This window comes from uncultured Sphingomonas sp., assembly GCF_936927845.1.
Lineage (GTDB): Bacteria > Pseudomonadota > Alphaproteobacteria > Sphingomonadales > Sphingomonadaceae > Sphingomonas.
In genome coordinates, this window is the sequence record NZ_CAKZHV010000066.1 from 134,868 (window position 1) to 158,557 (window position 23,690).

The following is a 23,690-nucleotide window of genomic DNA, read 5'->3' on the forward strand; positions in this document are numbered from 1 at the left end:
TTGTCAGTACCCCCGATTGTATACTTCTACGCGTCGGCGAGCCCGATGCCGATCGACGCGCGCGCCGCCTCCGCCTCGTTCGAGACGACGGGATAGGCGCAATAATCCGCCGCGTAATACGCGCTCGGGCGGTGGTTGCCGGACCAGCCGATGCCGCCGAACGGCGCCGACGAGGACGCGCCGTTGGTTGGCTTGTTCCAGTTGACGATGCCGGCGCGCGCTCCGGCCCAGAAGCGGTCGTAGAGGATCGGCGTCTGGCTGACGAGCGAGGCGGACAGGCCGTAGCGGGTGTTGTTCGCTTCCGCGATCGCGGCGTCGAAATCGTCGACGCGGATCACCTGGAGCAACGGCCCGAACAACTCGATGTCGGGGCGGTCGGGCAGGTCGGTCACGTCGATAATGCCGGGCGTCAGCATCGGCCGCTCGGGGTCCGGGCGCGCCATGTGGCGGATCGGGCGTCCGCCGCGCATCATCAATGCGAGGAAGCTCTCGGTCAGCCCGTCGGCGGCCTCGTTGTCGATCACCGGCCCCATGAACGGCTGCGGATCGTCGTGCGGACGCCCGACGATCAGGCGACCGGCGAGGCGGTTGAGCTCGGCTAGGAAGTCTTCGGCAAGCGTTTCCTGCACGATCAGGCGGCGCGCGGCGGTGCAGCGCTGTCCGGCAGTGGTGAAGGCAGATTGCGCGACCAGCACCGCGGCGGCGGCGAGATCGGGCGTGTCCCACACCACAATCGGGTTGTTGCCACCCATCTCAAGCGCCAGAATCTTTTCCGGCTTCTCGGCAAAGGCGCGGTTGAGTGCGAGGCCGGTGCGCGCCGAGCCGGTGAACAGCAGCCCGTCGATCCCATCATGCGCGGCGAGCGCCCGGCCTTCGTCGGGGCCGCCGATCACGACGCGCATGCACTCATCGGGCACGCCGGCGGCGTGGAGGCATTCGCACAGGAATACGCCGGTCGCGGGTGTCTTCTCCGATGGCTTGAACACCACCGCATTGCCCGCGATCAGCGCGGGGACGATGTGCCCGTTGGGCAGATGCGCGGGAAAATTATACGGCCCCAGCACCGCGAGCACGCCGTGCGGCTTGTGCCGCAGCGCCATGCGGCTGCCCATCGGCGCGTCCATGCGGCGCTGCGCGGTACGCTCGGCATAAGCGCTGACCGAAATGTCGACCTTGGCGATGACCGAATCGACTTCGGTGCGCGCTTCCCACAAAGGCTTGCCTGTTTCGCGCGCGATCACGTCGGCGAAGGCGTCGGCGCGCTGGCGCACGACATTGGCGAAGCGCCGCATCGTCTCGATGCGGAAGGTGACGGGGCGCGCCGCCCACGTCACCCAGCCGTCGCGCGCGGTCGCGACCTCCAGATCGACGTCGCTCGTCGCCCCGCGCCACAGCTCGACACCCGTCGCGGGCTCAAACGAGATCAGCTCACCCATGCGGCGTTCCTTACCGCAATAGGGAAGGAGCGAAAGGGGTCAGTCGGCGAGTGCCTGTCCCATTTGCCTGATCGCGCGCACCTTGGCGTGGAAGGGCGACCAGTCATCGTCGCGGTCGATCGCGGACCAGATCGCCTCGACCTCGTCGATCAGCATTGCGCACGGCTCGCCCGACCAGAAGGCGTGGTCGCGCGATTTTCGCGACGGGTAGCCGGACAAAGCGGCGCGCACCTCGTCCCACTCGGCGCCGTAGCTGGCCGGCAGATCGGTCGCGAACACGTCGAAGAAGAAGCGCGCGATCTCGACGCCCGAGCCGCGCAGCGCGCGCTCGACCGCCTGCACCAGTGCGCGGTCGCGCTCATGGTCCCGCGGGGAGCGACCCAACCGCCACAGAATCGCGGCGGTGACTTCGCGCTGATAATGTTCAGGAAAGCGGTCCAGCGCGGCGATCAGCGGTTCGGCGTCGCTGATCTGACGGAGCGAAACCGCGAGTTGCATGACGTCCCAGTGGATCGCCTCGGGCTGGCGGCCAAAGGCGTAGAGGCCGGCATGGTCGAAATAGGCCGCGACGATCGACGGATCCCATTTGGGCGCGAACCGCCACGGACCATAGTCGAAGCTCTCGCCGGTTACGTTGATGTTGTCGGAATTAAGGACGCCGTGGACGAAGCCCGCCGCCATGTAGCGCGCCGCGAGCCTCGCTGTTCGCTGGACGACGAGGTCGAGCAGGCGGACCGGATCGTCGCCGTCCTCACCGTAAAGGTGGCGCAGCACGTAGGCGGTGAGCGCACGCAGCCCGTCCTCGTCGCGGAGGTAGGCGAGCCGCTGGAACGTGCCGATGCGGATATGCCCGTGGCTCAATCGCACCAGCACCGCCGATCGGGTAGGCGACGGCTCATCGCCGCGCTCCAGCGCCTCGCCCGTCTCGATCAGCGAAAAGCTGCGCGAGGTGGGAACATCCAGCGCTTCGAGCATCTCGCTCGCCAGCACCTCACGCACGCCGCCCTTGAGCGTCAGACGACCGTCGCCGAAGCGGCTCCACGGCGTCTGGCCCGAGCCCTTGGTGCCGAGGTCCATCAATCGGCTGCCGCGGTCGCGCAGCTGCGCGAAGGTGAAGCCGCGCCCGTCGCCGAGCTCGGGATTGTACTGACGGAATTGGTGCCCGTGGTAGCGCAGCGCCAGCGACTCCGGCAGCGTGCCGGGCAGCGGCGTGAAGCGGCCGAAATGCGCGAGCCATTCCTCGTCAGCGAGCGTGGCGAGGCCGACCTCGTCCGCGGCGCGGTCGTTGCGGAAGCGCAGCACCGTTTGCGGGAAATCGGCGGCCGCGACGGGATCGTAGAAGCTGTCGCCCAAGCCAAGGATCGTCGTTTCGGGGCGGTACACTTGCGGGTCGATCGGCATGCGTCAATATGGGGGCGCAGGCGACCGGGGTACAAGCGTGACAGGTTCTGGGGCAGGGTTCGAGGACTTCTTCTGGTGGTCGGCGGACGGGCTGCGGCTTCACGCGCGCGCTTATGCCGGGCGCGCCGACAGACCCGCGATCCTGTGCTTGCCCGGGCTGACCCGCAACGCGCGCGATTTCGCGTCGTTTGCCGAGCGTCTGGCACCCGACTGGCGCGTCCTCGCGGTCGAGTTCCGCGGTCGCGGCGAGAGTGCGTACGCGAAAGACCCGATGAGCTACGTCCCGCTCACCTATGCGCAGGACATAGCGGCGCTCATCGAGGCGGCGGGAGTGAACCGCTTCGTCGCGATCGGCACGTCGCTCGGCGGCATCGTCGCGATGCTGCTCGCAGGCATGATGCCGGGCCGGATCGCGGGCGCGGTGCTGAACGACATCGGTCCGGACATCGAGCCCGCCGGCCTCGCGCGGGTGCGCGGCTATGTCGGAAAGTCGAGCAATCATCCGACGTGGATGCACGCCGCGCGCGCGCTGCAGGAATCGAGCGGATCGGTTTATCCCGACTGGGGCGTCGAGGACTGGCTCGCGATGGCGAAGCGCGTCTATCGCCTGAGCAGCGCCGGTCGGATCGTGCTCGATTACGACGCGCGGATCGCAGAGCCGTTTCGGCTGCCCGGCAACGAAGCCGGACCCGACATGTGGCGCGCCTTTGCCGCGTTACGCGACGTGCCGGTGCTGGTGGTGCGCGGCGAGCGGTCCGACATGCTGTCGAGCGCGACCGCCGAGCGCATGCTCGCCACGCTGCCCGGCGCGCGGCTGGTAACGGTGCCGCGCGTCGGGCACGTGCCGACGCTCGCCGAACCCGAAGCGCTCGGCGCGATCGAGCAACTGCTTGAGCGAGTTGCGGAACCCGCCTGATCGCTCGGGCGTCTCGCCCGCTGAACGATCAGGAATCATCATGCCGCAAACCAACGTCGCCGACGCGCACACCCATGTCCTGCCGCTCAAGGGTCGGCGCGCGGTCATTAGCGGCGGCTCGACCGGGATCGGCCGTGCGATCGCGGCGCTGCTCGCCGCTGAGGGCGCGCGTGTGTTCATCGGCGCGAGCACGCCCGAACATCTGGATGACGCACTCGCGCGCATCCGCGACGTAGGCGAGGGCGACGGCGTCGTGCTCGACCTCGCCGAGCCGGACAATGTCGGCCGCTTCCTCGACGCGGCGCGCGAATCGCTCGGCGGATACGACATCGTCGTCGCCAACGCGGCGGTCGGCGCCAGCGGCCTGACCGAAATGGATGAGCCCGCGCTGCGCCACGCAATCTCGCTCAACTTCACGCATTATCTGCTGCTCGCGCAACAAGCTGCCGCGGCGATGCGCGACGAGGGCGACATCGTGCTGGTGGGATCGATGAGCGCCTATGTGCTCGGACCGCACTCAACCGTCTACGCCGGGATCAAGGCGGGCATACAGGGCTTCTCGGTCGCGCTGCGCCGCGAATTGGGCGTGAAGGGCATCCGCGTCGCGCTGGTGGAGCCCGGCATGACCGGCTCGTCGATGCAGGAGCCCGACATCTCGCCCGAGGAACAGCGCGAGCAGATCGGCGAGGAGAAGATGCTGCGCGCGGAGGTTATCGCGGCGGGCGTTCATTACCTCCTCACGCAACCGCGCCGCACCGTGATCCAGCGGCTGACGATCAGCCCGCGCGTGCAGGACGGCGAATGACACAAGCCGCGCCCGCCGTCGCGCACGACGCGCTGATCCTCGATCCGCGCGATGTCGAGCTGTCGCGCTCGCCGCTGGCGGGCAAGATCGACGCCGAAACCTATGTGCTCGGCGCGTTCAATCCTGGGCTGACACGGTTGCCGAACGGTAATCTGCTGATGATGGTGCGCGTGGCGGAGGCCTTGCGGCACCCGATCAAGGGGGGCCACGTCCACGCGATCCGCTGGGACGAGGGCGCCTACGTGCTCGACGCTTGGCCGCTGCAACTCGTCGACACCAGCGATCCGCGCAAGTTCATGATGCGCGGCGGCGGGTGGAAGGTGATGGCGCTCACCTCGCTGTCGTGGCTGCTGCCGGTCGAGCTGAACGGGGACGGCACCCGCATCGAGGCGATCCACTACGATCGCGCCGTGGCTCCGCGCCGCGCCTACCAATGCTACGGTGTCGAGGACGCGCGGATCAGCCGGGTCGACGACCGCTATTACATGACGACCTGCTCGGTTAGCCCGGAGCGGCACTCGACCACGCTCTACACCAGCGACGACGCGCTCGACTGGCAGCTGCAGGGGATCGTGCTCGATCATCAGAACAAGGACATGCTGATCTTCGAGGGGAAGGTCGCAGGCAAGTTCTGGGCGCAGACGCGGCCGCTCGGCGATCTCTACTTCGCGTATCCGCCCGATTCGCCGTGGCGTGCAGGGCCGTCGATCAATCTCGCGACTTCGCCCGATGCGCTCCACTGGAAACCGTATGACGAGCCCGGCATCCGCCCGCACGCCGCCACCGTCGCGACTGCGCGGATGGGCGGCGGCGCGCAGCCGGTGCGCGCGAGCGTCGAGGGGCAGGAGGGCTGGCTGACCCTGTGGCACGGCGTCGAGCCGAGCGGCGTGGTCGGCATCTATCGAACCTATTGGACATTGCTCGACCTCGACGATCCGTCGCGCACGATCGCGACCTGCCACACGCCGCTGCTCGAACCGGCACCGGCGCTGACCGAGCCGTTGCGCGACGCAATGTATCTCGACAACGTCGTCTTCACGACGGGCATCGTCGACGGCGGCAATCACTGGATCGTCGCGAGCGGGGAGGCCGATCTCGCCTGCCGGATCACGCACGTGCCCAAGGATGCGCTGCGCGCTTCACCATCGCAGTAGGTGCGCATTAGCGTGTCGCGGGCTATGCCCTCGCGCATGACGCGGCCAGTTTCGATCCTGCACCTCCACTCGACCTTCGACCTGGGTGGAAAGGAGGTGCGTGCCGTTCGGCTGATGAACGCGTTCGGCGACCGCGCGCGGCACACGATCGTGTCGTCCATGCCCGACGCGCTCGGCGCCCGCGCGCGGATCGATCGTCGGATCAGCTACGAGATCGCGCAGAATGCGCCGTCTCTGACCGGCAAACCATCGGTCGCGCGCTACGAGGCGATCGCGCGCTACATGCGCGGGTTCGATCTGGTGCTGACATACAATTGGGGCGCGATCGACGGCGTGATGGCGCGGCGCGTCTTCTCCAAGGGCGCACCGCCGCTGGTTCACCACGAAGACGGCTTCAACGCCGACGAGGCGGGCGGGTTGAAGCGAGAGCGCAACATCTATCGCCGCCTCGCACTCGGCGCAGCGCATGCGTTGGTGGTGCCGTCCGAGAGCCTGGAGCAAATCGCGCTCGATACCTGGAAGCAGCCGCGCGCGCGCGTCCACCGCATTCTGAACGGCATCGCGACCGGATTGTACGCGAAAGAGCCTGAGCCGAAGGCGATCCCCGGCTTCGTGCGTCGCGCGAACGAGGTGGTGATCGGAACCGCCGCGGGCCTGCGCGCGGTCAAGGACCTGCCGCAACTCGTCCGCGCGGTCGGCGGCGTGTCGGCGCGCTTCCGCCTGGTGATCGTGGGTGAGGGGCCGGAGAAGGTCGCGATCGAGCAGGCGGCGCTCGCGATGGGGATCGACGACCGGCTGGTGATGCCGGGTTTCCTCGACCGGCCGTATCGCTTCATGCGCCACTTCGACCTGCTCGCGCTATCGTCCAAGTCGGAGCAATTTCCGATCAGCGTGGTGGAGGCGATGGCGGCGGGGCTGCCGATCGTCGCGCCCCCGGTCGGCGATGTGCGCGCGATGGTGGCGGAGGAAAACGTGCCCTTCATCACCGAGCATCACGGCGAGGTCCGCCTGCGCGACGCGATCCAGGCGCTCGCGGCTGACGCCGATCTGCGCCACCGCGTCGGGCAGGCCAACCAGGTAAAGGCGCGGGCGCTGTTCGACGAGGAAACGATGATCGCGCGCTATGCCCAACTCTACGCCGAGGCGATGGGGCGTCCGGGGGTGCTCGGCTGACGCGCAACGCTATCGCCTTGCCGCGACTTTGGTTTATAGCGGTCCGAATTAGCAACTGCGGGAAGTGACAGCAGCGTGTTCAAGGGCCTGAACCCCATCGTCTATGCCGGTCGCGAAGTCTGGCCATTGGTGGAGGGCGGAAAAGGCGTCGCTGCGACCAACCACGCCTCGGCCGGCGCCTGGGCGGCGGCCGGGGGGATCGGCACTGTGTCCGCGGTAAACGCCGACAGCTACGATCCCGAGGGCAAGATCATCCCGCAGGTGTATCGCGCGCTGACCCGGCGCGAGCGGCACGAGGAATTGATCGCCTACGCGATCGAGGGCGCGGTGCAGCAGGTCCAGCGCGCGTGGGAGATCGCGGGCGGCAAGGGCGCGATCAACATCAACGTGTTGTGGGAAATGGGCGGCGCGCAGCGCGTGCTCCAGGGCGTGCTTGAGCGGACCAAGGGCATGGTCGCGGGCGTCACCTGCGGCGCGGGCATGCCGTACAAATTGTCCGAGATCGCGGCGTCGTACAACGTCAACTATCTGCCGATCGTCAGCTCGGGTCGCGCGTTCCGCGCATTGTGGAAGCGGGCCTATTCCAAGGTGTCGGAACTGCTCGGCGCGGTGGTGTACGAAGACCCGTGGCTGGCGGGCGGACACAACGGTCTGTCGAACGCGGAGGACCCACTGCGGCCCGAGGACCCGTATCCGCGCGTCAAGGCGCTGCGCGACACGATGCGCGAGGGCGGCATTCCCGACACGACGCCGATCGTGATGGCGGGCGGTGTCTGGTACCTTCGCGACTGGAACGAGTGGATCGACAATCCCGAGCTCGGGCAGATCGCCTTCCAATACGGCACCCGCCCGCTGCTGACGCGCGAGAGCCCGATCCCCGACGATTGGAAGCAGCGGCTGATGACCGTGGAGGAGGGCGACGTGCTGCTCCACCGCTTCTCGCCGACCGGTTTCTATTCCTCGGCGGTGCGCAACCCGTTCCTGCGCAGCCTGGAAGCGCGCTCGGAGCGGCAGATCGCCTTTTCGACGCAGGAAGCGGGCGACCACGTCTTCCAGCTCGATGTTGGCGTGAAGGGCAAGAACTTCTGGGTGACGCGTAACGACCTGCTTCGCGCGCGCGAGTGGTTCGGTCAGGGGTTCACCGACGCACTCAAGACGCCGGACAACACGCTGGTGTTCGTGACGCCGCTGGAGAAAGGCGAGATCCGCAAGGATCAGGCCGATTGCATGGGCTGCCTGTCGCAGTGCTTGTTCTCGAGCTGGGCCGATACCGAGACCAACTCGACCGGACGGCTCGCCGACCCGCGCAGTTTCTGTATCCAGAAAACGCTGCAGGAGATCGCGCACGGCGGCGACGTCGAGCAGAACCTGATGTTCGCCGGGCACGCTGCGTATAACTTCAAGCGCGATCCGTTCTACTCGAACGGCTACGTTCCCAGCGTCAAGGAACTGGTCGATCGCATCCTGACCGGTGATTGAGGATAAACGGGGCCGCGTGGTTGAACGCGGCCCCGTTCGATCAGTCGACGACGGTGCCGACCACCGCACCACCGACCCCGCCGACCGCCGCGCCTTTCTCGACGTTTCCGCCGGTCGCTGCGGCAACGCCGGCTCCGCCCGCTCCGCCGATCGCAGCGCCCTTGAGCGTCGAGCAGGCCGAGGTGGAAAGGGCGGCGAGGCCGAGGACGGCGATCAGGGCGGCATTGCGCATGGGATTGGCTCCGTGTTGCTGAGGGAGCCGGTTGAATGACGAGCGCCAGCGTGGGTTCCGCCACGACACCCTTTGTTACAGTCGCCTAACCGATCACCGCTGCGACCGTCCCACTCACACCCAGCCTTCGAGCACCTGATCGGGCGGGCGATGGCCGTCGGCCCACATGCGGATGTTGGCGATGACTTTCTCGCCGCTCGCCACACGCCCCTCGTAGGTGGCGGAGCCCATATGCGGGGTCATGACGACGTTGGGCAGTGCGAGCAGCCGCGGGTCGATGCGCGGTTCGTGCTGCCAGACATCGAGCCCCGCGCCCGCCAGTCGCTTGTTCTCCAGCGCGTCGACCAGCGCGTCCTCGTCGAGGATGCCGCCGCGGCTGGCGTTGATGACGAACACGTGCGGGCGCAGCAGCGCGATCCGGCGCGCGTCGATCAGGTCGCGGCTGTCGGCATTGAGCGGTGTGTGGAGCGTCAGGATGTCGATCGCGCCCAGCATCTCGTCGAGGTTGGGATGCCATTCCGCACCGAGCTCGCCCTCCAGCACCTTCGGCAGCCGGTGGCGGTTATGATAATGGATCGACAGCCCGAACGCGCGCGCTCGCCGCGCGACGGCTTGTCCGATCCGGCCCATGCCGACGATGCCGAGCGCCTTGCCGCCGATGCGGTAGCCGAGCATCCCGCCGGGGCTCCACCCATTCCACTCGCCCGAGCGGACGAGCTTTTCCCCTTCGGCCAGCCGCCGCGGGACCGAGACGATCAGCGCCATCGTCATGTCGGCGGTGTCCTCGGTCAGAACGCCGGGGGTGTTGGTGACGATGATCCGCCGCGCGCGCGCCGCCTTCAGATCGATGTGGTTCACGCCCGCGCCGAAATTGGCGATCAACCGCAACCGCTCGCCCGCCCCCTCGATCAGCCCCGCGTCGATCGTGTCGGTGACCGTGGGAACGAGCACGTCGCAGTCTGCCATCGCCGCGGCGAGTTGATCGCGCGTCATCGCGGTGTCGCCGCGGTTGTTGGCGGTATCGAACAGCGCCTCCATCCGCGACATGATCGTGTCGGGCAATTCGCGGGTGACGATCACCTTCGGCGACGCGACGCGGGCACCGCTGGAGGGATAGGCAACACGGCGCGTGTCGGGCATGGGCGAGGAGTGGCGCAGTCGCTGCTGATCGTCAACATTCGAAGCGCGCGCCTGAACGGTTGAAGCGGGCAGCGGCGCGGGGCAAGATGCGGGCGGCAGGGCATTTCTTGGGGGGCAGCTACGGTGAACAGGCGTTTGAGGATCGGCATCGTGGGAGCGCTCGCCACGCTTTGCGTGGCCGATGGCGCGTTTGCGGCCGAACCCAAGCAGAAGGCGCCTTATTACGCCTCGATCGCGCCCGCGCGCGCGCGGATGCGCAGCGGGCCCGGCCGCACCTATCCCGCGACCTGGCTTTATGTGCGCCGCGACCTGCCGGTTCGCGTGATCGACACGTTCAAAGAATGGCGAAAGGTCGAAGACCCGAGCGGCACCCAGGGCTGGTTCCTGGGCAATCTGATCAGCAGCACGCGCACCGCGATCGTGCAGAACGGCCAGCCGATCGAGATGCGCGAACGGCGCGGCGGCGGTAAACTCCTGTGGCGCGCGGCGCCCGGCGTCGTCGGGCGGCTGAGCCAGTGCGGCGGCGGCTGGTGCCGCTTCGACGTGCACGGGCAGGCGGGCTGGGTGGAAAGCGACCGGCTATGGGGTGTCGAGCCGACCGAGACGCTGCCGTGACCATCGCCATCCAGGGTTTCGACCTCGACGCCTTTGTCGCCGCCACGCTCGCGGAGGATCTGGGGGAGGGCGGCGACGTGACCTCCGCTGCGGTCATTCCGGCCGAGGCGCGCTTCGCCGCGGTGATGGACAGCCGCGACGCGATCACGGTCGCCGGACTGGAGATCGCGGCGGCGTTCTTCCGACAGCTCGCGCCCGATGCCGCCATCACGCTGCTCGTCGGCGACGGCGAGCAGGTGACGGCGGGTACGCCGTTGATGCGGATCGAGGGGAACGCGCGCGCGCTGCTGACCGCCGAGCGGTCGGCGCTCAACACCGTGCAGCATCTGTCGGGCATCGCCACACTGACCCGCACGTACGTCGATCGGATCGCAGGCACGGGTGCGACCTTGCTCGATACGCGCAAGACGATCCCGGGGCTCCGGCAATTGGAGAAATACGCGACCCGCATGGGCGGCGCGACCAATCACCGCATGGGGCTGTGGGACGCGGCGATGATCAAGGACAATCACGTCGCGGTCGCCGGCGGCGTGGCGCAGGCCGCCGCGCGCGCCAGGGCCGCAGGGGTCGCGCGGATCATCGTCGAGGTCGACCGTCTCGACCAGATCGAGCCCGCGCTCGCGGGCGGTGCGACGCACCTGCTGCTCGACAACATGGCACCCGCCACGCTGCGCGAGGCGGTGGGGCTGGTGGCCGGCCGCGTGCCGACCGAGGCGTCGGGCGGCGTGACGCTGGAGACGATCCGCGCGATCGCCGAAAGCGGCGTTGACTTCGTCAGCGTCGGGCGGATCACGCAATCGGCGCCCGCCGCCGACATCGGGCTCGACTTCGCGCTGGCGTGACGCCCGCAACCCACTCAACCGCAGGACCACAAGACACCATGCCACGACCGGCGTCGATCATCACCTTCGAGCGGCTCTATCTCGCCGGCCTCGCGCTTTCACTCGTCAGTTGGGCGCTGGACTGGCCGCTGATGCAGGCGCGGCTCGCCGCCAATCCGCAGACCGCGCCGTTCGGCTGGATGCTGAGCGTCATGCTATTGCTCAACATCGCGGGCTCGCTACTCTTGTGGTTCTTCACCGCGCGTCGCGCCAGCGTCGTCGCCAAATGGCTCGTGGTGGTGTTCGCGGGACTATCGGCACTGCGTTTCCTGCTTAACCTGCCCGCGGCGCTGGGCGGTGCGATGACCGCGACGTCGCTGCTCCTCGCCACCCTGACGACCGGGCTGAGCGTTACGGCGGCGGCAATGCTGTTCCGCACCGACGCGCGCGCCTGGTTCGGTGAGGACGTGGACGGCGACGACGACGTGGTGGAGGATGTGGCATGAAGCGCACGACGATGCTCCTTCTCGGCGCGGCGGCAATCGCGACGCCGGCCATGGCTAGCGCGCAGGCAAACGTCTGCCGCATTCCTTCGACGATCGAGCGCCCGCGCCCTGACCTGCCGTCGGCGAGCCAGCCGGTGCGTCGCCTCCCTATCGGCAGCTACACGCTCGCGATCAGCTGGAGTCCGGAATATTGCCGCTCGCGCTCGGTCGATCGCGGCGGGCGCAGCGACCTGCAATGCGGCGGCGGCAATGATTTCGGCTTCGTGCTACACGGGCTCTGGCCCGATGGCGTGGGCAAGGAGTGGCCGCAATATTGCCAGGCGACTCCGATCCTTCCGACCGCGCTGATCCGCCAGCATCTCTGCGCGACGCCGTCGCCGCAGCTGATGCAGCACGAATGGTCGAAGCACGGAACCTGCATGCCGGGCACCTCGCCGCAGGCTTATTTCGCGCGCTCGAACGCGATGTTCGCGCGGCTGCGCTTCCCCGACATGGACGCGCTGTCGCGACGGCCGCTGACGGTGGCCGAGTTCCAGCGCCGCTTCGCCGCGGTCAATCGCCTGCCCGCGGCTGCGGTGCGGGTGACCACCAAGAAGGCGGGTTGGCTCGACGAGCTGTGGCTCTGCACCGACAAGCGCTTCCGCTACACGCCCTGCGACGCCGAACAGGGCGGCGGTGCACCCGCGGGGCAGCGATTGCGCATCTGGCGGGGGTATAGCTGAGCCGCGAAGGGTCACGCGACGGTCACGCCAACGTGGGGCTTGGCGGTTGTCTTTCGTAAAGCGTTAGGTCGCTTGGATTGCGACCTCGCTCGGATGATACCATCAGTGATGAGAAGCAGCGGATTTTGGCGCTGACACGTTCCGACCGTGTTGAACAGCGGGGAGGCGGGGCTCGCGATGCTACATAGCTGCTCCCGCTTTCGATGAAGGGCGACGAGGCAGGCGGTACTCGACCGATCTACTCCATTGTCATCCCGGATCATGTCCCGGACGACAGGTCGGTCTGAGTGCTGAACCTGTTTCAGGGCAGATGGTGAAAGGGACGGCGTCCATCACCGCTTGCGCGTCAACTCGCGCATCGCCTCGTCCAGCCCGTCGAGCGTCAGCGGATACATGCGGTCGGCGATCAGCTCGCGGATGATCTTGGTCGACTGCGAATAGCCCCATTGTGCCTTAGGCGTCGGGTTCAGCCACACAGCGGCGGGGTAGGTGGTAGTGAGGCGCTGTATCCAGACCGCACCCGCTTCCTCGTTGAAATGCTCGACCGAGCCGCCGGGATGCGTGATTTCGTACGGGCTCATCGCCGCGTCGCCGACGAAGATCAGCTTATAGTCGTGCGGGAATTTGTGGAGCACGTCCCACATCGGCGTGCGCTCGGCGAAGCGCCGTTTGTTGTCCTTCCACACGCCCTCATACGGGCAGTTGTGAAAGTAGAAGAATTCTAGGTTCTTGAACTCGGTCGTCGCGGCCGAGAACAGTTCCTCGCACAGCTTGATGAACGGGTCCATCGACCCGCCGACATCGAGGAACAGCAGCAATTTGACCGCATTGCGGCGTTCGGCGCGCATGTGGACGTCGAGCCAGCCCTGCCGCGCGGTGCCCGCGATCGTCGCGTCAATGTCGAGCTCGTCGAGCGCGCCCTCGCGCGCGAACTTGCGCAGTCGCCGCAGCGCGATCTTGATGTTGCGGGTGCCGAGCTCGCGCGTGCTGTCCAGGTTCTTGAACTCGCGCTGGTCCCACACCTTCAACGCGCGCTTGTGCCGGCTCTCGCCGCCGATACGGACGCCTTCGGGGTTGTAGCCCGAATTGCCGTATGGGCTGGTGCCGCCGGTGCCGATCCACTTGTTGCCGCCCTGATGGCGTTTTTCCTGTTCTTCCAGCCGCTTCTTGAGCGTTTCCATGATCTCGTCCCAGGAGCCGAGCGACTTGATCGCCTCCATCTCCTCGGGGGTGAGATACTTCTCCGCAACTGCCTTCAGCCAATCGGCGGGGACCTGCGCCTCGTTGGTCGCGAAGCTCGTCTCCAGCCCTTTGAATACCTTGGCAAAGACCTGGTCAAACTTGTCGAGCAGCCCTTCGTCCTTCACGTAGACCGAACGCGAGAGGTAATAGAACTCCTCGGGGCTACGCTCGATCACCTCGGCTTCGAGCGCTTCGAGCAGGATCAGATGCTCCTTCATGCTGGCCGGGATACCCGCCGCGCGGAGCTCGTCGAGGAAGTGCAGGAACATGCGCGCGATGATGCCGCGCGCGGGCATTGGTGTCGAGCGCGGTTTGCGCGCGTCGGCGCCCGTCAGTGCGCGCCAGCACCCGGAACATAGGCGTCGATCAGCGCGCCGACATAATCGGGATTGCGCCCGGTCAGCTCGCGCGCGGTGTCGCCGGTGCCGTAGATGAAGCCCTTCACCGGATAGATGCTGCCGCCCAGACCGTTCGAGTCGCGGTACCAAACCTTGACCCGGCTCCAGTCGTTGTCGTCGGATACGTCGTAGAGCGTCACGTCCTGCTCGGCGTGGCCGCGTTCACCGTTCTGGCGCGACCAATTGGCGTGGGTGAGCATCAGCACACGATCCTCGACCACGCGGCTGACCACCGCGACGTGACCCAGACGCAGCTGCCCGGTCTTCGCGAACACGATCACCGCGCCGATTTTGGGCGTGTGGCCGCGTTTGTAGCGTCCCTCGGCCTGATCCCACCACGTCCACGCGTCGCCGTAGATCTGGATACCGGACGCGGCGCGCGCGAAGGGTACGCACTGACCGACATAATCGAGCAAATTGGCAGAAGCCGGTGCCGCGGTGAAGAGCGCGGCGAACGCGGTGGCCAGGGCGATGCACGTGGGGGGAACGCGAACCATGACCCTTTGGTATCGTGTTCATTGTAAGGATGCGTTTGACGGGGATGGTTAGCGAACGGTTATCCCACTCGGCGTCTCGTGCGCAGCGCTCGCCACGTCGCGACGCGCGCGCATGACGGCGAGCACGTAGGGATTGCTGCGCTGCATGAACCGCCTCGGCGTCGTGTCGAGGAAGCGCCGCGCATCGCGCAGAAAGTGCGATTTGTCGAAATAAGTCGGCGCGATGCCGGTGTAGTCGGCGTCCCCGCCGGCCAGCATCATCCGCACCAGTGAGCGCATGAATCGCGCGCGTACCAACAGCAGCTTGGGAGGATAACCGAAGAAACGGATCGACAGGCGTCGCAGCGCGGCCGGCGTTAGCCCAAGTTGCTCGCTGGCAGAGGCGATGTCTTCGATGCGCTCGTCGTTGATCAGGTTCGTCAATCCGCGGATCGCATCCTCATTGGGGGTAGGTGGCAGCAGACGAGCGCGCAGGAACGAGTCCAGGATCGTCGTGAGCTCGGTGGTGAGGTCGGCGCCGCGCAAGTCCGCCACCAGCGCGTCAACCGCCGGGGCAGGCATTAGCGACGCGAGCGGCACGACCTGATCGCGCACCTTCTCGGCGGAGATTGGGAACAGGCGCGACCAGCCGAGCGGGGTGATGCCCAGTCCGACCGTGATGCCGCCGTGCGTGGTCGTCTGCATCGCGCGCGTGGTGGTGCCGTAGAGGGCGGCGACGGGCAGCGGATCGTAGCAGCGCGGACCAATCTGCAGCGAGATCGGCCCTTGCGTCAGCGCGACGCGGATCATCGGCCAGGAAGGGAGCGGGTAACTGACCGCGCCCGAGTGGACCTCCGCGTCGGAGTCGAGCACGTAATATTCGGTGAAGAAGTCACGAAGGTCAGCGGCGGGCAGTTCGATGCGCAACGCGGTACCCGGCGGCAGCGCCCACCCGCGTGGATCAACGCCCGCCACACCCGTCCCACTCTCGATCATCCAAGCCCCCACTCGAATGGACGAGGGCTAGCAGGCGCTTTGGCCGGAGAAAAGACGTGCGCGCATCAACCCTTGTTGGCTTGCCGTCGTGCCATGAAGGCGAGGCGCTCGAACAGCATCACGTCCTGCTCGTTCTTGAGCAACGCGCCGTGGAGCGGCGGGATCGCCTTGGTCGGATCGCGGTTCTGCAGCACCTCGAGGGGCATATCCTCGTGCAGCAGCAGCCGCAGCCAGTCGAGCAGCTCGCTGGTTGACGGCTTTTTCTTCAATCCCGGCACTTCGCGCACGTCGTAGAAGATGTCCATCGCACGGCTGACCAGCATCTTCTGGATGCCGGGAAAATGCACGTCGACGATCGCCTGCATCGTGTCGCGATCGGGAAATTTGATATAGTGGAAGAAGCAACGGCGCAGGAACGCGTCGGGCAGTTCCTTTTCGTTGTTGGAGGTGATGACGACGATCGGACGCTCGACCGCGCGCACTGTCTCCTTGGTCTCGTAGACGTGGAACTCCATGCGATCGAGTTCCTGGAGCAGGTCGTTCGGAAACTCGATATCTGCCTTGTCGATCTCGTCGATCAGGAGGACCGGCGGGGTGGGGCGGGTGAACGCTTCCCACAATTTGCCGCGGCGGATGTAATTGGCGATGTCGTGGACGCGCTCGTCGCCGAGCTGACCATCGCGCAGGCGCGCGACCGCGTCATACTCGTAAAGGCCCTGCTGCGCCTTGGTGGTCGACTTGACGTTCCACTCGATCAACTCGGCATTGGCCGCCTTGGCGATCTCGTGCGCCAACACGGTCTTGCCGGTCCCTGGTTCACCCTTCACCAGCAGCGGGCGACGCAGCGTAACCGCCGCATTGACCGCGACCTTCAGATCGTCGGTCGCGACATAGCTTTGCGTTCCCTGGAAGCGCTGCATGGGCAATCCCGTCCTGTTCGATTGTTCAGACCGGGATAGCGGACTGCTGCAGCGCTATGCAAGCGAATGACTTAGCAGTGCGCGGGAAGCGGGGGCGTTAGTTGCGGTCGCGTGCGGAGGCACGCGCTTCAAGCAGGTGCCACAGTCCACGGTGCTGCGCGAGCATCTGCTCGGCACCGAACAGCATGGCGCGCTCGACGCCTGGGGCAGTCGGTGACTGCGCGAGCAGCGCGTCAATCTGGCGCGCGAACTCGTGGATCGCACTCGGGCTTGCCCCGAAGAGTCGGCGGGCGGCGTTGTCGAGCACCGCACGCACCGCGACCCAGTCGATCGTCTCCGCAATCGCCGCGCCCAACGCGCAGCCGGCGCGATCGGACGCGTAGAGGCGGTCGAGCACGTGGCGCTGCGTGACCAGCGCTGCCTCGCTCGCGGCATGGCCCGGGGTTGAGGGGACCGGCCCGACATCAGCGGCGAGGCGAGCGAGGAAGGCGTGCTCTTCCGCGCGGATGCTCGACACGCGCGCGATCCAGCTCGCCAGCGCGTGGTCGGCCCCAGCGAGCGGCGGTGCACGGCGGTCGGTTGAGCTGTGGATGACGCACAAGGCGTGCACCGCATCGGCAAGGTCGCGCATCGATGCAGCCCGTGTGGTCAGCAGCTTCGCGTGCGGCGCCGCGGCGGTGCCGTCGGTCGCAACCAGCGACGCAAGCGTGCGCGTGCCAGCCGACCATGCTCCGCTCGATGCAACAACCACGCGCGCCTCCGCCTCCATCACCGATTGCCAGCCCCCCGGCCCGTTCGGGATAGCAAGCGAGTGTGAAGGTCGAGTTTACGCTGTACGGCGCGCCGCCGGCGATATGAAACCGAGCGACGAAGCGACGCTGATCCGCGATCGAGTGCTTCCATCGTCCGTCAAGCCGCAGCCGGGGTCAACACGGCGCTGATCTCCTCCACGCGTCCGGCGCGCTCGACAGGCGCGAAACCGATTGCGATCGGCACGGCCGTCGCGCCGCGGACGAGCAGGTGCGCGCGGGTGCCGACGGCCGCATTGTTGGCATAGGCATAGTCGATCATGTCCCCGACGCGCGCACGATCGGCGACCGCGACGAGCGTCAGGAAGCGTGCGCTCGCCAGTTGCTCGGGCGTGGTGCCGGTTATTCGCGCGAGCGCGGCGTCGGGCTCGATCAGATAGCCGCGGGGATTGATCCGTGCGCGCGCGGCACCGTTCGACACTTCGATTGCGCGTTCGAGGGCGTGCAACTCGGCGGTGCGGGTGCGTGCTTCCTCGCTCGCGGTAGCGTCGCGCGCGACCAGCAGACACCCGCTGGCGAGCGGATCGATGCGAGCGTGGAGGCGCCGGGCGGGATAGCGGTCGGACACGAGGTCAAGCGTCTCGGCGGTACCGCTGTCGAGCACGCGCGCGACCGCATCGGCGAGGAACGCACCGCTCACGCCTGACAGCTGACGCGCGGGTCGATCGAGCTGGGCGCCGGCGCCGAAGCGCGTGCGGGCGACATTGTTCGCGTGCTGGACGCGACCGCTCGCGTCGAACAGCACGATCGCATCGTCGAGCAGATCGATGAGCGCGGGGATCGCGGCCTGGGGATCGAGCGCGCTCTGCGCGTGCGGAGTGCACAAGGAGTTCATCAGTTCGAGCGACAGCAATACGAGGCGCAGGCGCCCGCGGTGGTGAATATAGACCGGCGCGCGCGCAGCGCGATCCTGCCATGGCCCGAAATGGCGGACGAGCTCGGACGCGGTCACCTGCTGCTCGGCGCCAAGCTGGGGACGGGTTGCGTAATCCATACGACGAGCGTGATCCCGCCGCGGTTACGCGTAAACGGCTTCGATCAGAAACGGATCTTTCATCCGTATGTGATCGGTCACGCATGCTCCGGAATGGAGCAAACGCACGGCGTCGGCGGTATCTACGAGTCTTATAAAGTAACGCCGGCAAGATGGTGTCGTTGCCGGCGTTCACTGTTACTGGTCGAGGAAGCTGCGCATCTTGCGGCTGCGGCTCGGGTGCTTGAGCTTCCGGAGCGCCTTTGCCTCGATCTGGCGAATACGCTCGCGCGTGACCGAGAATTGCTGCCCGACTTCCTCCAGCGTATGGTCGGTGTTCATGCCGATGCCAAAGCGCATCCGCAGCACGCGTTCCTCGCGCGGGGTGAGCGAGGCTAGGACGCGGGTGACCGTTTCCTTCAGGTTCGCCTGGATCGCGGCGTCGACCGGGATGACCGCGTTCTTGTCCTCAATGAAGTCGCCCAGGTGGCTGTCCTCCTCGTCGCCGATCGGCGTTTCGAGGGAGATCGGCTCCTTGGCGATCTTCATCACCTTGCGCACCTTCTCGAGCGGCATGGAGAGGCGCTCCGCCATCTCTTCGGGCGTCGGCTCGCGGCCCTGCTCGTGAAGGAACTGGCGGCTGGTGCGGACCAGCTTGTTGATCGTCTCGATCATGTGGACCGGAATGCGGATCGTGCGCGCCTGGTCGGCGATCGAACGCGTGATCGCCTGTCGGATCCACCAGGTCGCGTAGGTCGAGAACTTATAGCCGCGGCGATACTCGAACTTGTCCACCGCCTTCATCAGGCCGATGTTGCCTTCCTGGATCAGGTCCAAGAACTGCAATCCACGATTGGTGTACTTCTTCGCGATCGAGATCACGAGGCGCAGGTTGGCCTCGACCATCTCCTTCTTGGCGATGCGTGCCTCGCGCTCCGCCTTCTGCACCATGTTGACGATGCGACGGAATTCGGCGAGCCCCATGCCGGTCTGCTGTGAAATCTCGGCGATCTCGCTCCGGATCCGCTCGACCGCCGCGGCCTCGTTGGTCGCGAACGCGGTCCACTTCTTGTCGATGCCGGTGACCGAACTGAGGAACGTGTCGTCGAGCTCGTGGCCCATGTAGCGCTTCAGGAAGTCGGCGCGGCTGACCTTATGACGCTCCGCCAGCCGCAGCATCTGCCCGCCCAGTGCCGTCAGGCGGCGGTTGTACGAGTAGAGCTGGTCGACCAGAAACTCGATCTTCGCCTGGTGGAACTGGACGCTCTCGACCTCGGCGGTCAGCTCCTCGCGCAGCTTCTGATACTTGCGCTCGTCCGCGGCCGACAGCTCGTTGCCGCCGCCCATCGCACCCAGACGGTTCTCCTGCATCTTGGAGAACTTCTTGTAGAGCGCGGTGATATTGGCGAACTTCTCGAGTGCCTGCGGCTTGAGCGTTTCCTCCATCTGCGCGAGGCTAAGGGTGTTGTCCTCATCCTCGTCGTCGCTGGGACGAGGTGCGCGCGGCTCGCCCGATTCATCATCGTCGTCGGCTGAGGGTTCCTCGGCAACGTCGTCTTCTTCCTTGAAGCTGGTCCCGGCGTTCTTCTCGCTGATCTCTCCGTCGTCGTCCTCGGCGCCCTCGACCTGCTCGGCCGACGGGCCCTTCGACAGCATCGCATCGAGATCGAGGATCTCGCGCAACTGCATCTGGCCTTCGTTGAGCGCGGTCGACCAGTCGATGATCGCGTTGAACGTGATCGGGCTTTCGCACAGCCCAAGGATCATCGTGTCGCGCCCGGCCTCGATCCGCTTCGCGATCGCGATCTCGCCCTCGCGCGAGAGGAGCTCGACCGCCCCCATCTCGCGCAGGTACATGCGAACCGGATCGTCGGTGCGATCAACGGTTTCCTTCTTCTTCTCGACGACGGGCGCGCTGCTGTCGGTGTCGGCATCGGTCGCTTCGACCTCGTCCTCCTCCTGGCGCTCCTCGGTCTCGCCTTCCTCGCCCTGCTCGTCGTTCTCGACGATGTTGATGCCCATCTCGTTCAGCGCCGAGGTGATGTCCTCGATCTGATCGGACGACATTTCGCCCTGCGGCAGCGCGTCGTTCAATTGATCATAGGTGATGTATCCGCGCTTCTTGGCGCGGGCGATCACCTTCTTGATGTTCGCGTCGTTCAAGTCGATCAGCGGCGCATCCCCGTTGTCCTGAGCCTCGGGTGCTTCCGCCATATTCGCCTTCGCCATCAATTGTCCTCGGTACCTAGCGCGCGGGCGTCTTCGTTCGCCTGCACGAGATTTGCAAGCCGCACGTCCAGCGCCCGTTGTTCGTTGACCAACGCCACTTGCCGCTCGAACGCTTCATCGGTGAAATGCGCCTGCATCGCGGACGTTGCGTCCGCCAGCGCCGCATCCACTTCCGGACGCGAGACCAGGATCGCGATCGCCTCGTCGAGGTCCTCGCGCGCCTTGCTCTCGTCCGCCGACTTGCGTGTAAACGAATAAGGCATCGTATCGGCCCTCAGCAGGTCGGACGCGACCTGTTCGAAACCGGACCGTGCCAATATGGTGACGAGGCGCTGGCTATCAAGCGCCCGGTCTTCCAGCGCGACGTCAACCACGGCCTCGAACAAACGCCCGAGTGCGCCATCGGCGAGTTTGAGGCTGCCGAGCACTTCCATGTGGGTCGCGATCTCCGCCGGGTGGCGGATCAGGCCGGCGAGCACAGCCTTTGCGAGCACGCGGTCGATCCCGCCGGCGGCGCGCACCGCCTTGGCGTCGTCGGTGACGGGGGCGGGGGGCGGCGACCATTTCTGCCCGGCGCGGCGCTGCTGGTAGGGGAAGAAGGGGGTGCGTGGCTGCAGGCCACCCGCACCTTGCCGCCCGCGTGCGAATTGTTGGTCAAAGCGGTGGCGGAACTCGGCAACGTACTCCGACTTAACAGTCGGATCGCCGATAGTGTTCGCGAGGTCGGAGAGGCGGCGCTTCAGACCGGCACGCTGCTCGGGCGTGTCGAGCGGTTCGGCGGCGAGCTCGTGCTTCCACAGCCGCTCGACCAAAGGCTCGGCCTCGCGCACCAGTGCCTCGAACGCGCGCGCGCCACCTTGGCGCATCAGATCCTCGGGGTCCTGCCCCTCCGGCAGCGTCACGAAGCTGAGGCTGCGCCCCGGCGCCAGCATCGGCAGCGCACGGTGCGCGGCGCGGATCGCGGCCTTCTGCCCGGCGCTGTCGCCGTCGAGGCAGATGGTGGGCACGTCGATCATCCGCCACAGCCGCTCCAGCTGCGCCTCCGTCAGCGCGGTGCCGAGCGGGGCGACGACCTCACCCACGCCGCCCTGGGCGAGCGCGACCGCGTCCATGTACCCCTCGACCACGAACACGCGGTCGGCCTTGCGCGCCGCCGCCGAGGCTCGGTCGAGATTGTAGAGCGTCCGCCCCTTGTCGAAGAGCGGCGTGTCGGGGGAGTTCAGGTACTTGGGTTCGCCCTCTCCGATGATGCGGCCGCCGAATGCGATCACGCGCCCGCGCTGGTCGCGGATCGGGATCATCAGCCGGCCGCGGAAACGGTCGTAAGGCTCCTTGTTGTCGACCTGGATTAGCAGGCCGGCCTCGACCAGCATCGCGTCGCCGTATTCCTTGAGCGCGGTGCGGAGCTTGCCGCGGCTGTCTGGGGCATAGCCGAAGCCGAAGGCTCGCTGCGTCGCGGTGCTCACCCCGCGGCGGTCGAGAAGCGCCCGCGCTTCCGCGCCGTCGAGCCCGCCGAGTTGCGCGGCAAACCAGTCGGCGGCGGCCTGCATCACGTCGTGGAGCGACTTGGCGCGCTCGGCCTTCTGCGCCGCGCGCGGGTCGGCCTGCGGCACTTCAAGCCCGGCGGTGGCGGCGAGTTCCTTCACCGCGTCGATGAAGGGCAGGCCCTGGTGATCGGTCATCCAGCGGATCGCGTCGCCGTGAGCCGAGCAGCCGAAGCAGTGATAGAAGCCCTTCTCGTCGTTGACGTAGAAAGACGGCGTCTTCTCGTTGTGAAACGGGCAGCAGCCGCGCATCTCGCGGCCGGCGCGCGTCAGCTTGACGCTTTTGCCCACCAGCGCCGACAAATGCGTGCGGCCACGCAGTTCGTCGAGAAAGGCGGGCGAAAGCGACATCGCGCGATTCTACCTATGCCGGATCGGCGCACGCGCCACAATGTGGCGAAAAGGTAACGCTTTACGGCCCGTCGGATAGGGATCGCTTCACGGCTCGCGACGTGCAGTGGCGATGCGGATCGTCGGGGCGAGCATCTGACCCTTCATCACGCCTTGCCCTTCCGTCGGCGAGGTGGGTGAGGCGAGGATGCGGCGGATCACGTCCATGCCCTCGATCACGCGGCCGAACACCGCGAAGCCCGGATCATTGTCGTGCGCGTCCATTGATTTGAGGTCGCCGACGACGACGAAGAAATCGCCCGCGGCGGTGCCGGGCTTGGCCATCGCCATCGACACCGCACCGTCGACGTGGCTGAGACCGGTCTTGCTGGTCGGCTCGAACGCGACCGGCGGCAGCGTGCGCTTGGGATCGTTGCGCGTGCCGAACTGCGCGAGACCGTAGCCGTCGCCGACCTTCACCGCGCGGTAGAAGGCGACGCCATCGAGCTTCTTGCCGTCGACGTAGCGCAGGAAATTGGCGGCGGTGAGCGGAGCGTGCTCGCGATCGACCGCGATCACGATCGGCCCGGCCGCGGTGTCGAGCCGGACGTTTACCGGCGCGAGCGCGGAGTTGGTGGCAGCGGCCGAGGTCGGCGTCGCAGCGGGTGCGGGCGTGGCAACCGGCGTGGGCGTGGTGGCCTGGGCGAGCAGCGCGAGGAACGGCAGGATCATGTCATTTCACCCGAACGATGGTGGCGGGAAGGGTCTGCACCGGCGCGCCGGTCAGCTGCATGACGTAGCGGCCGGGGCGGAGCGGAAAGTCGACCAGCTTGGCGACGCCGGTGCAGCGCGTCCCCATCGCGTGCGCGCTCGACGCGACACCCGCGCGGCCGCGGATCACGTCGATCCACGCCTTCTGCCCGAGCGCGACACGGTAGGTGCCGGTGCGCGGCACCTGGAACATGGCGAGTCCGGCGTAGCTGCCTGCGGGCGGCGCCTTGCCCGGTGCGATCCGCGGCTGCACCGCGTTCAATGGAGCGAGCCGCAGGTCGACGGCGCGTCCGATGCCGAGCACGGGCGCGTTGCGCGGCGCGGTGCCGGCGGTAAGCGGCGTGCGCACGCTCCAGTGTGACAGCTCGGCGGGGATCGCGACGCGGACGTTGGCGCACGAAGGATCGGTCGCCGGGTCCTGCATCGCGGCGCCGGCCGGGTGCGAGACGCCGACCGCGGCGGCGATGCCGGCGACCAAAGGTTCGAGCATCGTGGGCAGAAAACGGACCATGCGCCCTCTCTACTGCCCGGCCGCGCGGGCCGCCAGCCTGCCGTCGCGGCAACTTGCGCGCGCGCGGGCGCTGTGTTGAGGGAGCCGCCAC

General features: G+C 67.1%; 23 protein-coding genes. 9 read left to right on the forward strand and 14 right to left on the reverse strand.

Annotated features, from left to right (window positions below; genetic code table 11):
- Positions 1-26: 26 nt before the first annotated feature.
- A complete protein-coding gene (gene astD, locus Q0579_RS14550; protein ID WP_298813612.1) occupies positions 27-1,436 on the reverse strand; it encodes a succinylglutamate-semialdehyde dehydrogenase in 1,410 nt (469 codons plus the stop codon).
- Positions 1,437-1,475: 39 nt separating this feature from the next.
- The gene (locus Q0579_RS14555; RefSeq protein WP_298813614.1) at positions 1,476-2,837 is read right to left on the reverse strand and encodes a protein adenylyltransferase SelO family protein; all 1,362 of its coding nucleotides are present in this window, start codon (positions 2,835-2,837) and stop codon (positions 1,476-1,478) included.
- Here Q0579_RS14555 and Q0579_RS14560 point away from each other — a divergent pair.
- The 5 genes from Q0579_RS14560 to Q0579_RS14580 all read left to right on the forward strand — a co-directional run bounded on the left by Q0579_RS14560 (position 2,836) and on the right by Q0579_RS14580 (position 8,364).
- The gene (locus tag Q0579_RS14560; RefSeq protein ID WP_298813616.1) at positions 2,836-3,753 is read left to right on the forward strand and encodes an alpha/beta hydrolase; all 918 of its coding nucleotides are present in this window, start codon (positions 2,836-2,838) and stop codon (positions 3,751-3,753) included. The genes Q0579_RS14555 and Q0579_RS14560 overlap by 2 nt on opposite strands.
- Positions 3,754-3,793: 40 nt before the next feature.
- Positions 3,794-4,558, forward strand: coding sequence for an SDR family oxidoreductase (locus Q0579_RS14565; protein ID WP_298813618.1), 765 nt, complete (start codon positions 3,794-3,796; stop codon positions 4,556-4,558).
- On the forward strand, positions 4,555-5,712 hold the full coding sequence (locus tag Q0579_RS14570) for a glycosidase (protein ID WP_298813620.1): 1,158 nt from the start codon (positions 4,555-4,557) through the stop codon (positions 5,710-5,712). The genes Q0579_RS14565 and Q0579_RS14570 overlap by 4 nt, the downstream gene beginning before the upstream one ends.
- 36 nt (positions 5,713-5,748) lie before the next feature.
- Entirely contained in the window at positions 5,749-6,885 is a 1,137-nt protein-coding gene (locus tag Q0579_RS14575; RefSeq protein ID WP_298813623.1) for a glycosyltransferase family 4 protein, read from the forward strand.
- Positions 6,886-6,960: 75 nt separating this feature from the next.
- Entirely contained in the window at positions 6,961-8,364 is a 1,404-nt protein-coding gene (locus tag Q0579_RS14580) for a nitronate monooxygenase (protein ID WP_298813625.1), read from the forward strand.
- Positions 8,365-8,404: 40 nt separating this feature from the next.
- Here Q0579_RS14580 and Q0579_RS14585 read toward each other — a convergent pair whose 3' ends face one another.
- Together Q0579_RS14585 and Q0579_RS14590 are read right to left on the reverse strand one after the other, a co-directional pair.
- Positions 8,405-8,596 carry a hypothetical protein gene (locus Q0579_RS14585; protein WP_298813627.1) on the reverse strand — a complete coding sequence of 64 codons (192 nt, stop codon included), beginning with the start codon at positions 8,594-8,596 and terminating at the stop codon, positions 8,405-8,407.
- Between the two features lie 114 nt (positions 8,597-8,710).
- Positions 8,711-9,736 carry a D-glycerate dehydrogenase gene (locus tag Q0579_RS14590; RefSeq protein ID WP_298813629.1) on the reverse strand — a complete coding sequence of 342 codons (1,026 nt, stop codon included), beginning with the start codon at positions 9,734-9,736 and terminating at the stop codon, positions 8,711-8,713.
- A 150-nt stretch (positions 9,737-9,886) separates the two neighbouring features.
- Between Q0579_RS14590 and Q0579_RS14595 the strand changes: the two genes are divergently transcribed.
- Genes Q0579_RS14595 through Q0579_RS14610 form a run of 4 tightly spaced genes read left to right on the forward strand, consistent with a single transcriptional unit; the run spans position 9,887 to position 12,400 of the window.
- Positions 9,887-10,351: an SH3 domain-containing protein gene (locus Q0579_RS14595; protein ID WP_298813631.1), complete on the forward strand. Its 465-nt coding sequence runs from the start codon at positions 9,887-9,889 to the stop codon at positions 10,349-10,351.
- Complete coding sequence (nadC, locus tag Q0579_RS14600) at positions 10,348-11,193, forward strand: carboxylating nicotinate-nucleotide diphosphorylase (protein ID WP_298813633.1); 846 nt, start codon at positions 10,348-10,350, stop codon at positions 11,191-11,193. The genes Q0579_RS14595 and nadC overlap by 4 nt, the downstream gene beginning before the upstream one ends.
- A gap of 38 nt (positions 11,194-11,231) precedes the next feature.
- A complete protein-coding gene (locus Q0579_RS14605) occupies positions 11,232-11,678 on the forward strand; it encodes a hypothetical protein (protein ID WP_298813635.1) in 447 nt (148 codons plus the stop codon).
- Complete coding sequence (locus Q0579_RS14610; protein ID WP_298813636.1) at positions 11,675-12,400, forward strand: ribonuclease T; 726 nt, start codon at positions 11,675-11,677, stop codon at positions 12,398-12,400. The genes Q0579_RS14605 and Q0579_RS14610 overlap by 4 nt, the downstream gene beginning before the upstream one ends.
- A 332-nt stretch (positions 12,401-12,732) precedes the next feature.
- On the opposite strand, the gene Q0579_RS14615 is transcribed toward Q0579_RS14610, so the two are convergent.
- From Q0579_RS14615 to Q0579_RS14660, 10 genes are all read right to left on the reverse strand, one after another.
- Complete coding sequence (locus Q0579_RS14615) at positions 12,733-13,911, reverse strand: VWA domain-containing protein (protein ID WP_298813638.1); 1,179 nt, start codon at positions 13,909-13,911, stop codon at positions 12,733-12,735.
- Between the two features lie 62 nt (positions 13,912-13,973).
- Positions 13,974-14,537 (reverse strand): CHAP domain-containing protein, encoded by a 564-nt coding sequence (locus tag Q0579_RS14620; RefSeq protein WP_298813640.1) that lies wholly within the window; start codon positions 14,535-14,537, stop codon positions 13,974-13,976.
- A 48-nt stretch (positions 14,538-14,585) separates the two neighbouring features.
- Positions 14,586-15,512 carry a helix-turn-helix domain-containing protein gene (locus Q0579_RS14625; protein ID WP_298813642.1) on the reverse strand — a complete coding sequence of 309 codons (927 nt, stop codon included), beginning with the start codon at positions 15,510-15,512 and terminating at the stop codon, positions 14,586-14,588.
- A gap of 65 nt (positions 15,513-15,577) precedes the next feature.
- Entirely contained in the window at positions 15,578-16,432 is an 855-nt protein-coding gene (locus tag Q0579_RS14630; protein WP_219767499.1) for a MoxR family ATPase, read from the reverse strand.
- 97 nt (positions 16,433-16,529) lie between these two features.
- Positions 16,530-17,183, reverse strand: coding sequence for a hypothetical protein (locus Q0579_RS14635; RefSeq protein WP_298813645.1), 654 nt, complete (start codon positions 17,181-17,183; stop codon positions 16,530-16,532).
- Between the two features lie 158 nt (positions 17,184-17,341).
- Positions 17,342-18,235, reverse strand: coding sequence for a hypothetical protein (locus Q0579_RS14640; RefSeq protein ID WP_298813647.1), 894 nt, complete (start codon positions 18,233-18,235; stop codon positions 17,342-17,344).
- Between the two features lie 177 nt (positions 18,236-18,412).
- Positions 18,413-20,443 (reverse strand): RNA polymerase sigma factor RpoD, encoded by a 2,031-nt coding sequence (gene rpoD / locus Q0579_RS14645; RefSeq protein WP_298813650.1) that lies wholly within the window; start codon positions 20,441-20,443, stop codon positions 18,413-18,415.
- Positions 20,443-22,338 carry a DNA primase gene (dnaG, locus tag Q0579_RS14650; protein WP_298813652.1) on the reverse strand — a complete coding sequence of 632 codons (1,896 nt, stop codon included), beginning with the start codon at positions 22,336-22,338 and terminating at the stop codon, positions 20,443-20,445. Before dnaG ends, rpoD begins: the two co-directional genes overlap by 1 nt.
- A gap of 87 nt (positions 22,339-22,425) precedes the next feature.
- On the reverse strand, positions 22,426-23,049 hold the full coding sequence (locus Q0579_RS14655; RefSeq protein ID WP_298813654.1) for a peptidylprolyl isomerase: 624 nt from the start codon (positions 23,047-23,049) through the stop codon (positions 22,426-22,428).
- Position 23,050: 1 nt separating this feature from the next.
- Complete coding sequence (locus Q0579_RS14660; RefSeq protein WP_298813657.1) at positions 23,051-23,599, reverse strand: homogentisate 1,2-dioxygenase; 549 nt, start codon at positions 23,597-23,599, stop codon at positions 23,051-23,053.
- Positions 23,600-23,690 lie beyond the last annotated feature (91 nt).

Coding starts and splice junctions, on each gene's coding strand:
- Q0579_RS14560 (WP_298813616.1), top strand. CDS start 2,836: ATGCGTCAATATGGGGGCGCAGGCGACCGGGGTACAAGCGTGACAGGT.
- Q0579_RS14605 (WP_298813635.1), top strand. CDS start 11,232: ATGCCACGACCGGCGTCGATCATCACCTTCGAGCGGCTCTATCTCGCC.
- Q0579_RS14620 (WP_298813640.1), bottom strand. CDS start 14,537: ATGGTTCGCGTTCCCCCCACGTGCATCGCCCTGGCCACCGCGTTCGCC.
- Q0579_RS14565 (WP_298813618.1), top strand. CDS start 3,794: ATGCCGCAAACCAACGTCGCCGACGCGCACACCCATGTCCTGCCGCTC.
- Q0579_RS14575 (WP_298813623.1), top strand. CDS start 5,749: ATGACGCGGCCAGTTTCGATCCTGCACCTCCACTCGACCTTCGACCTG.
- Q0579_RS14625 (WP_298813642.1), bottom strand. CDS start 15,512: ATGATCGAGAGTGGGACGGGTGTGGCGGGCGTTGATCCACGCGGGTGG.
- Q0579_RS14660 (WP_298813657.1), bottom strand. CDS start 23,599: ATGGTCCGTTTTCTGCCCACGATGCTCGAACCTTTGGTCGCCGGCATC.
- Q0579_RS14640 (WP_298813647.1), bottom strand. CDS start 18,235: ATGGATTACGCAACCCGTCCCCAGCTTGGCGCCGAGCAGCAGGTGACC.
- Q0579_RS14555 (WP_298813614.1), bottom strand. CDS start 2,837: ATGCCGATCGACCCGCAAGTGTACCGCCCCGAAACGACGATCCTTGGC.
- Q0579_RS14610 (WP_298813636.1), top strand. CDS start 11,675: ATGAAGCGCACGACGATGCTCCTTCTCGGCGCGGCGGCAATCGCGACG.
- rpoD (WP_298813650.1), bottom strand. CDS start 20,443: ATGGCGAAGGCGAATATGGCGGAAGCACCCGAGGCTCAGGACAACGGG.
- astD (WP_298813612.1), bottom strand. CDS start 1,436: ATGGGTGAGCTGATCTCGTTTGAGCCCGCGACGGGTGTCGAGCTGTGG.
- Q0579_RS14615 (WP_298813638.1), bottom strand. CDS start 13,911: ATGTTCCTGCACTTCCTCGACGAGCTCCGCGCGGCGGGTATCCCGGCC.
- dnaG (WP_298813652.1), bottom strand. CDS start 22,338: ATGTCGCTTTCGCCCGCCTTTCTCGACGAACTGCGTGGCCGCACGCAT.
- Q0579_RS14585 (WP_298813627.1), bottom strand. CDS start 8,596: ATGCGCAATGCCGCCCTGATCGCCGTCCTCGGCCTCGCCGCCCTTTCC.
- Q0579_RS14630 (WP_219767499.1), bottom strand. CDS start 16,432: ATGCAGCGCTTCCAGGGAACGCAAAGCTATGTCGCGACCGACGATCTG.
- Q0579_RS14570 (WP_298813620.1), top strand. CDS start 4,555: ATGACACAAGCCGCGCCCGCCGTCGCGCACGACGCGCTGATCCTCGAT.
- Q0579_RS14590 (WP_298813629.1), bottom strand. CDS start 9,736: ATGCCCGACACGCGCCGTGTTGCCTATCCCTCCAGCGGTGCCCGCGTC.
- Q0579_RS14655 (WP_298813654.1), bottom strand. CDS start 23,049: ATGATCCTGCCGTTCCTCGCGCTGCTCGCCCAGGCCACCACGCCCACG.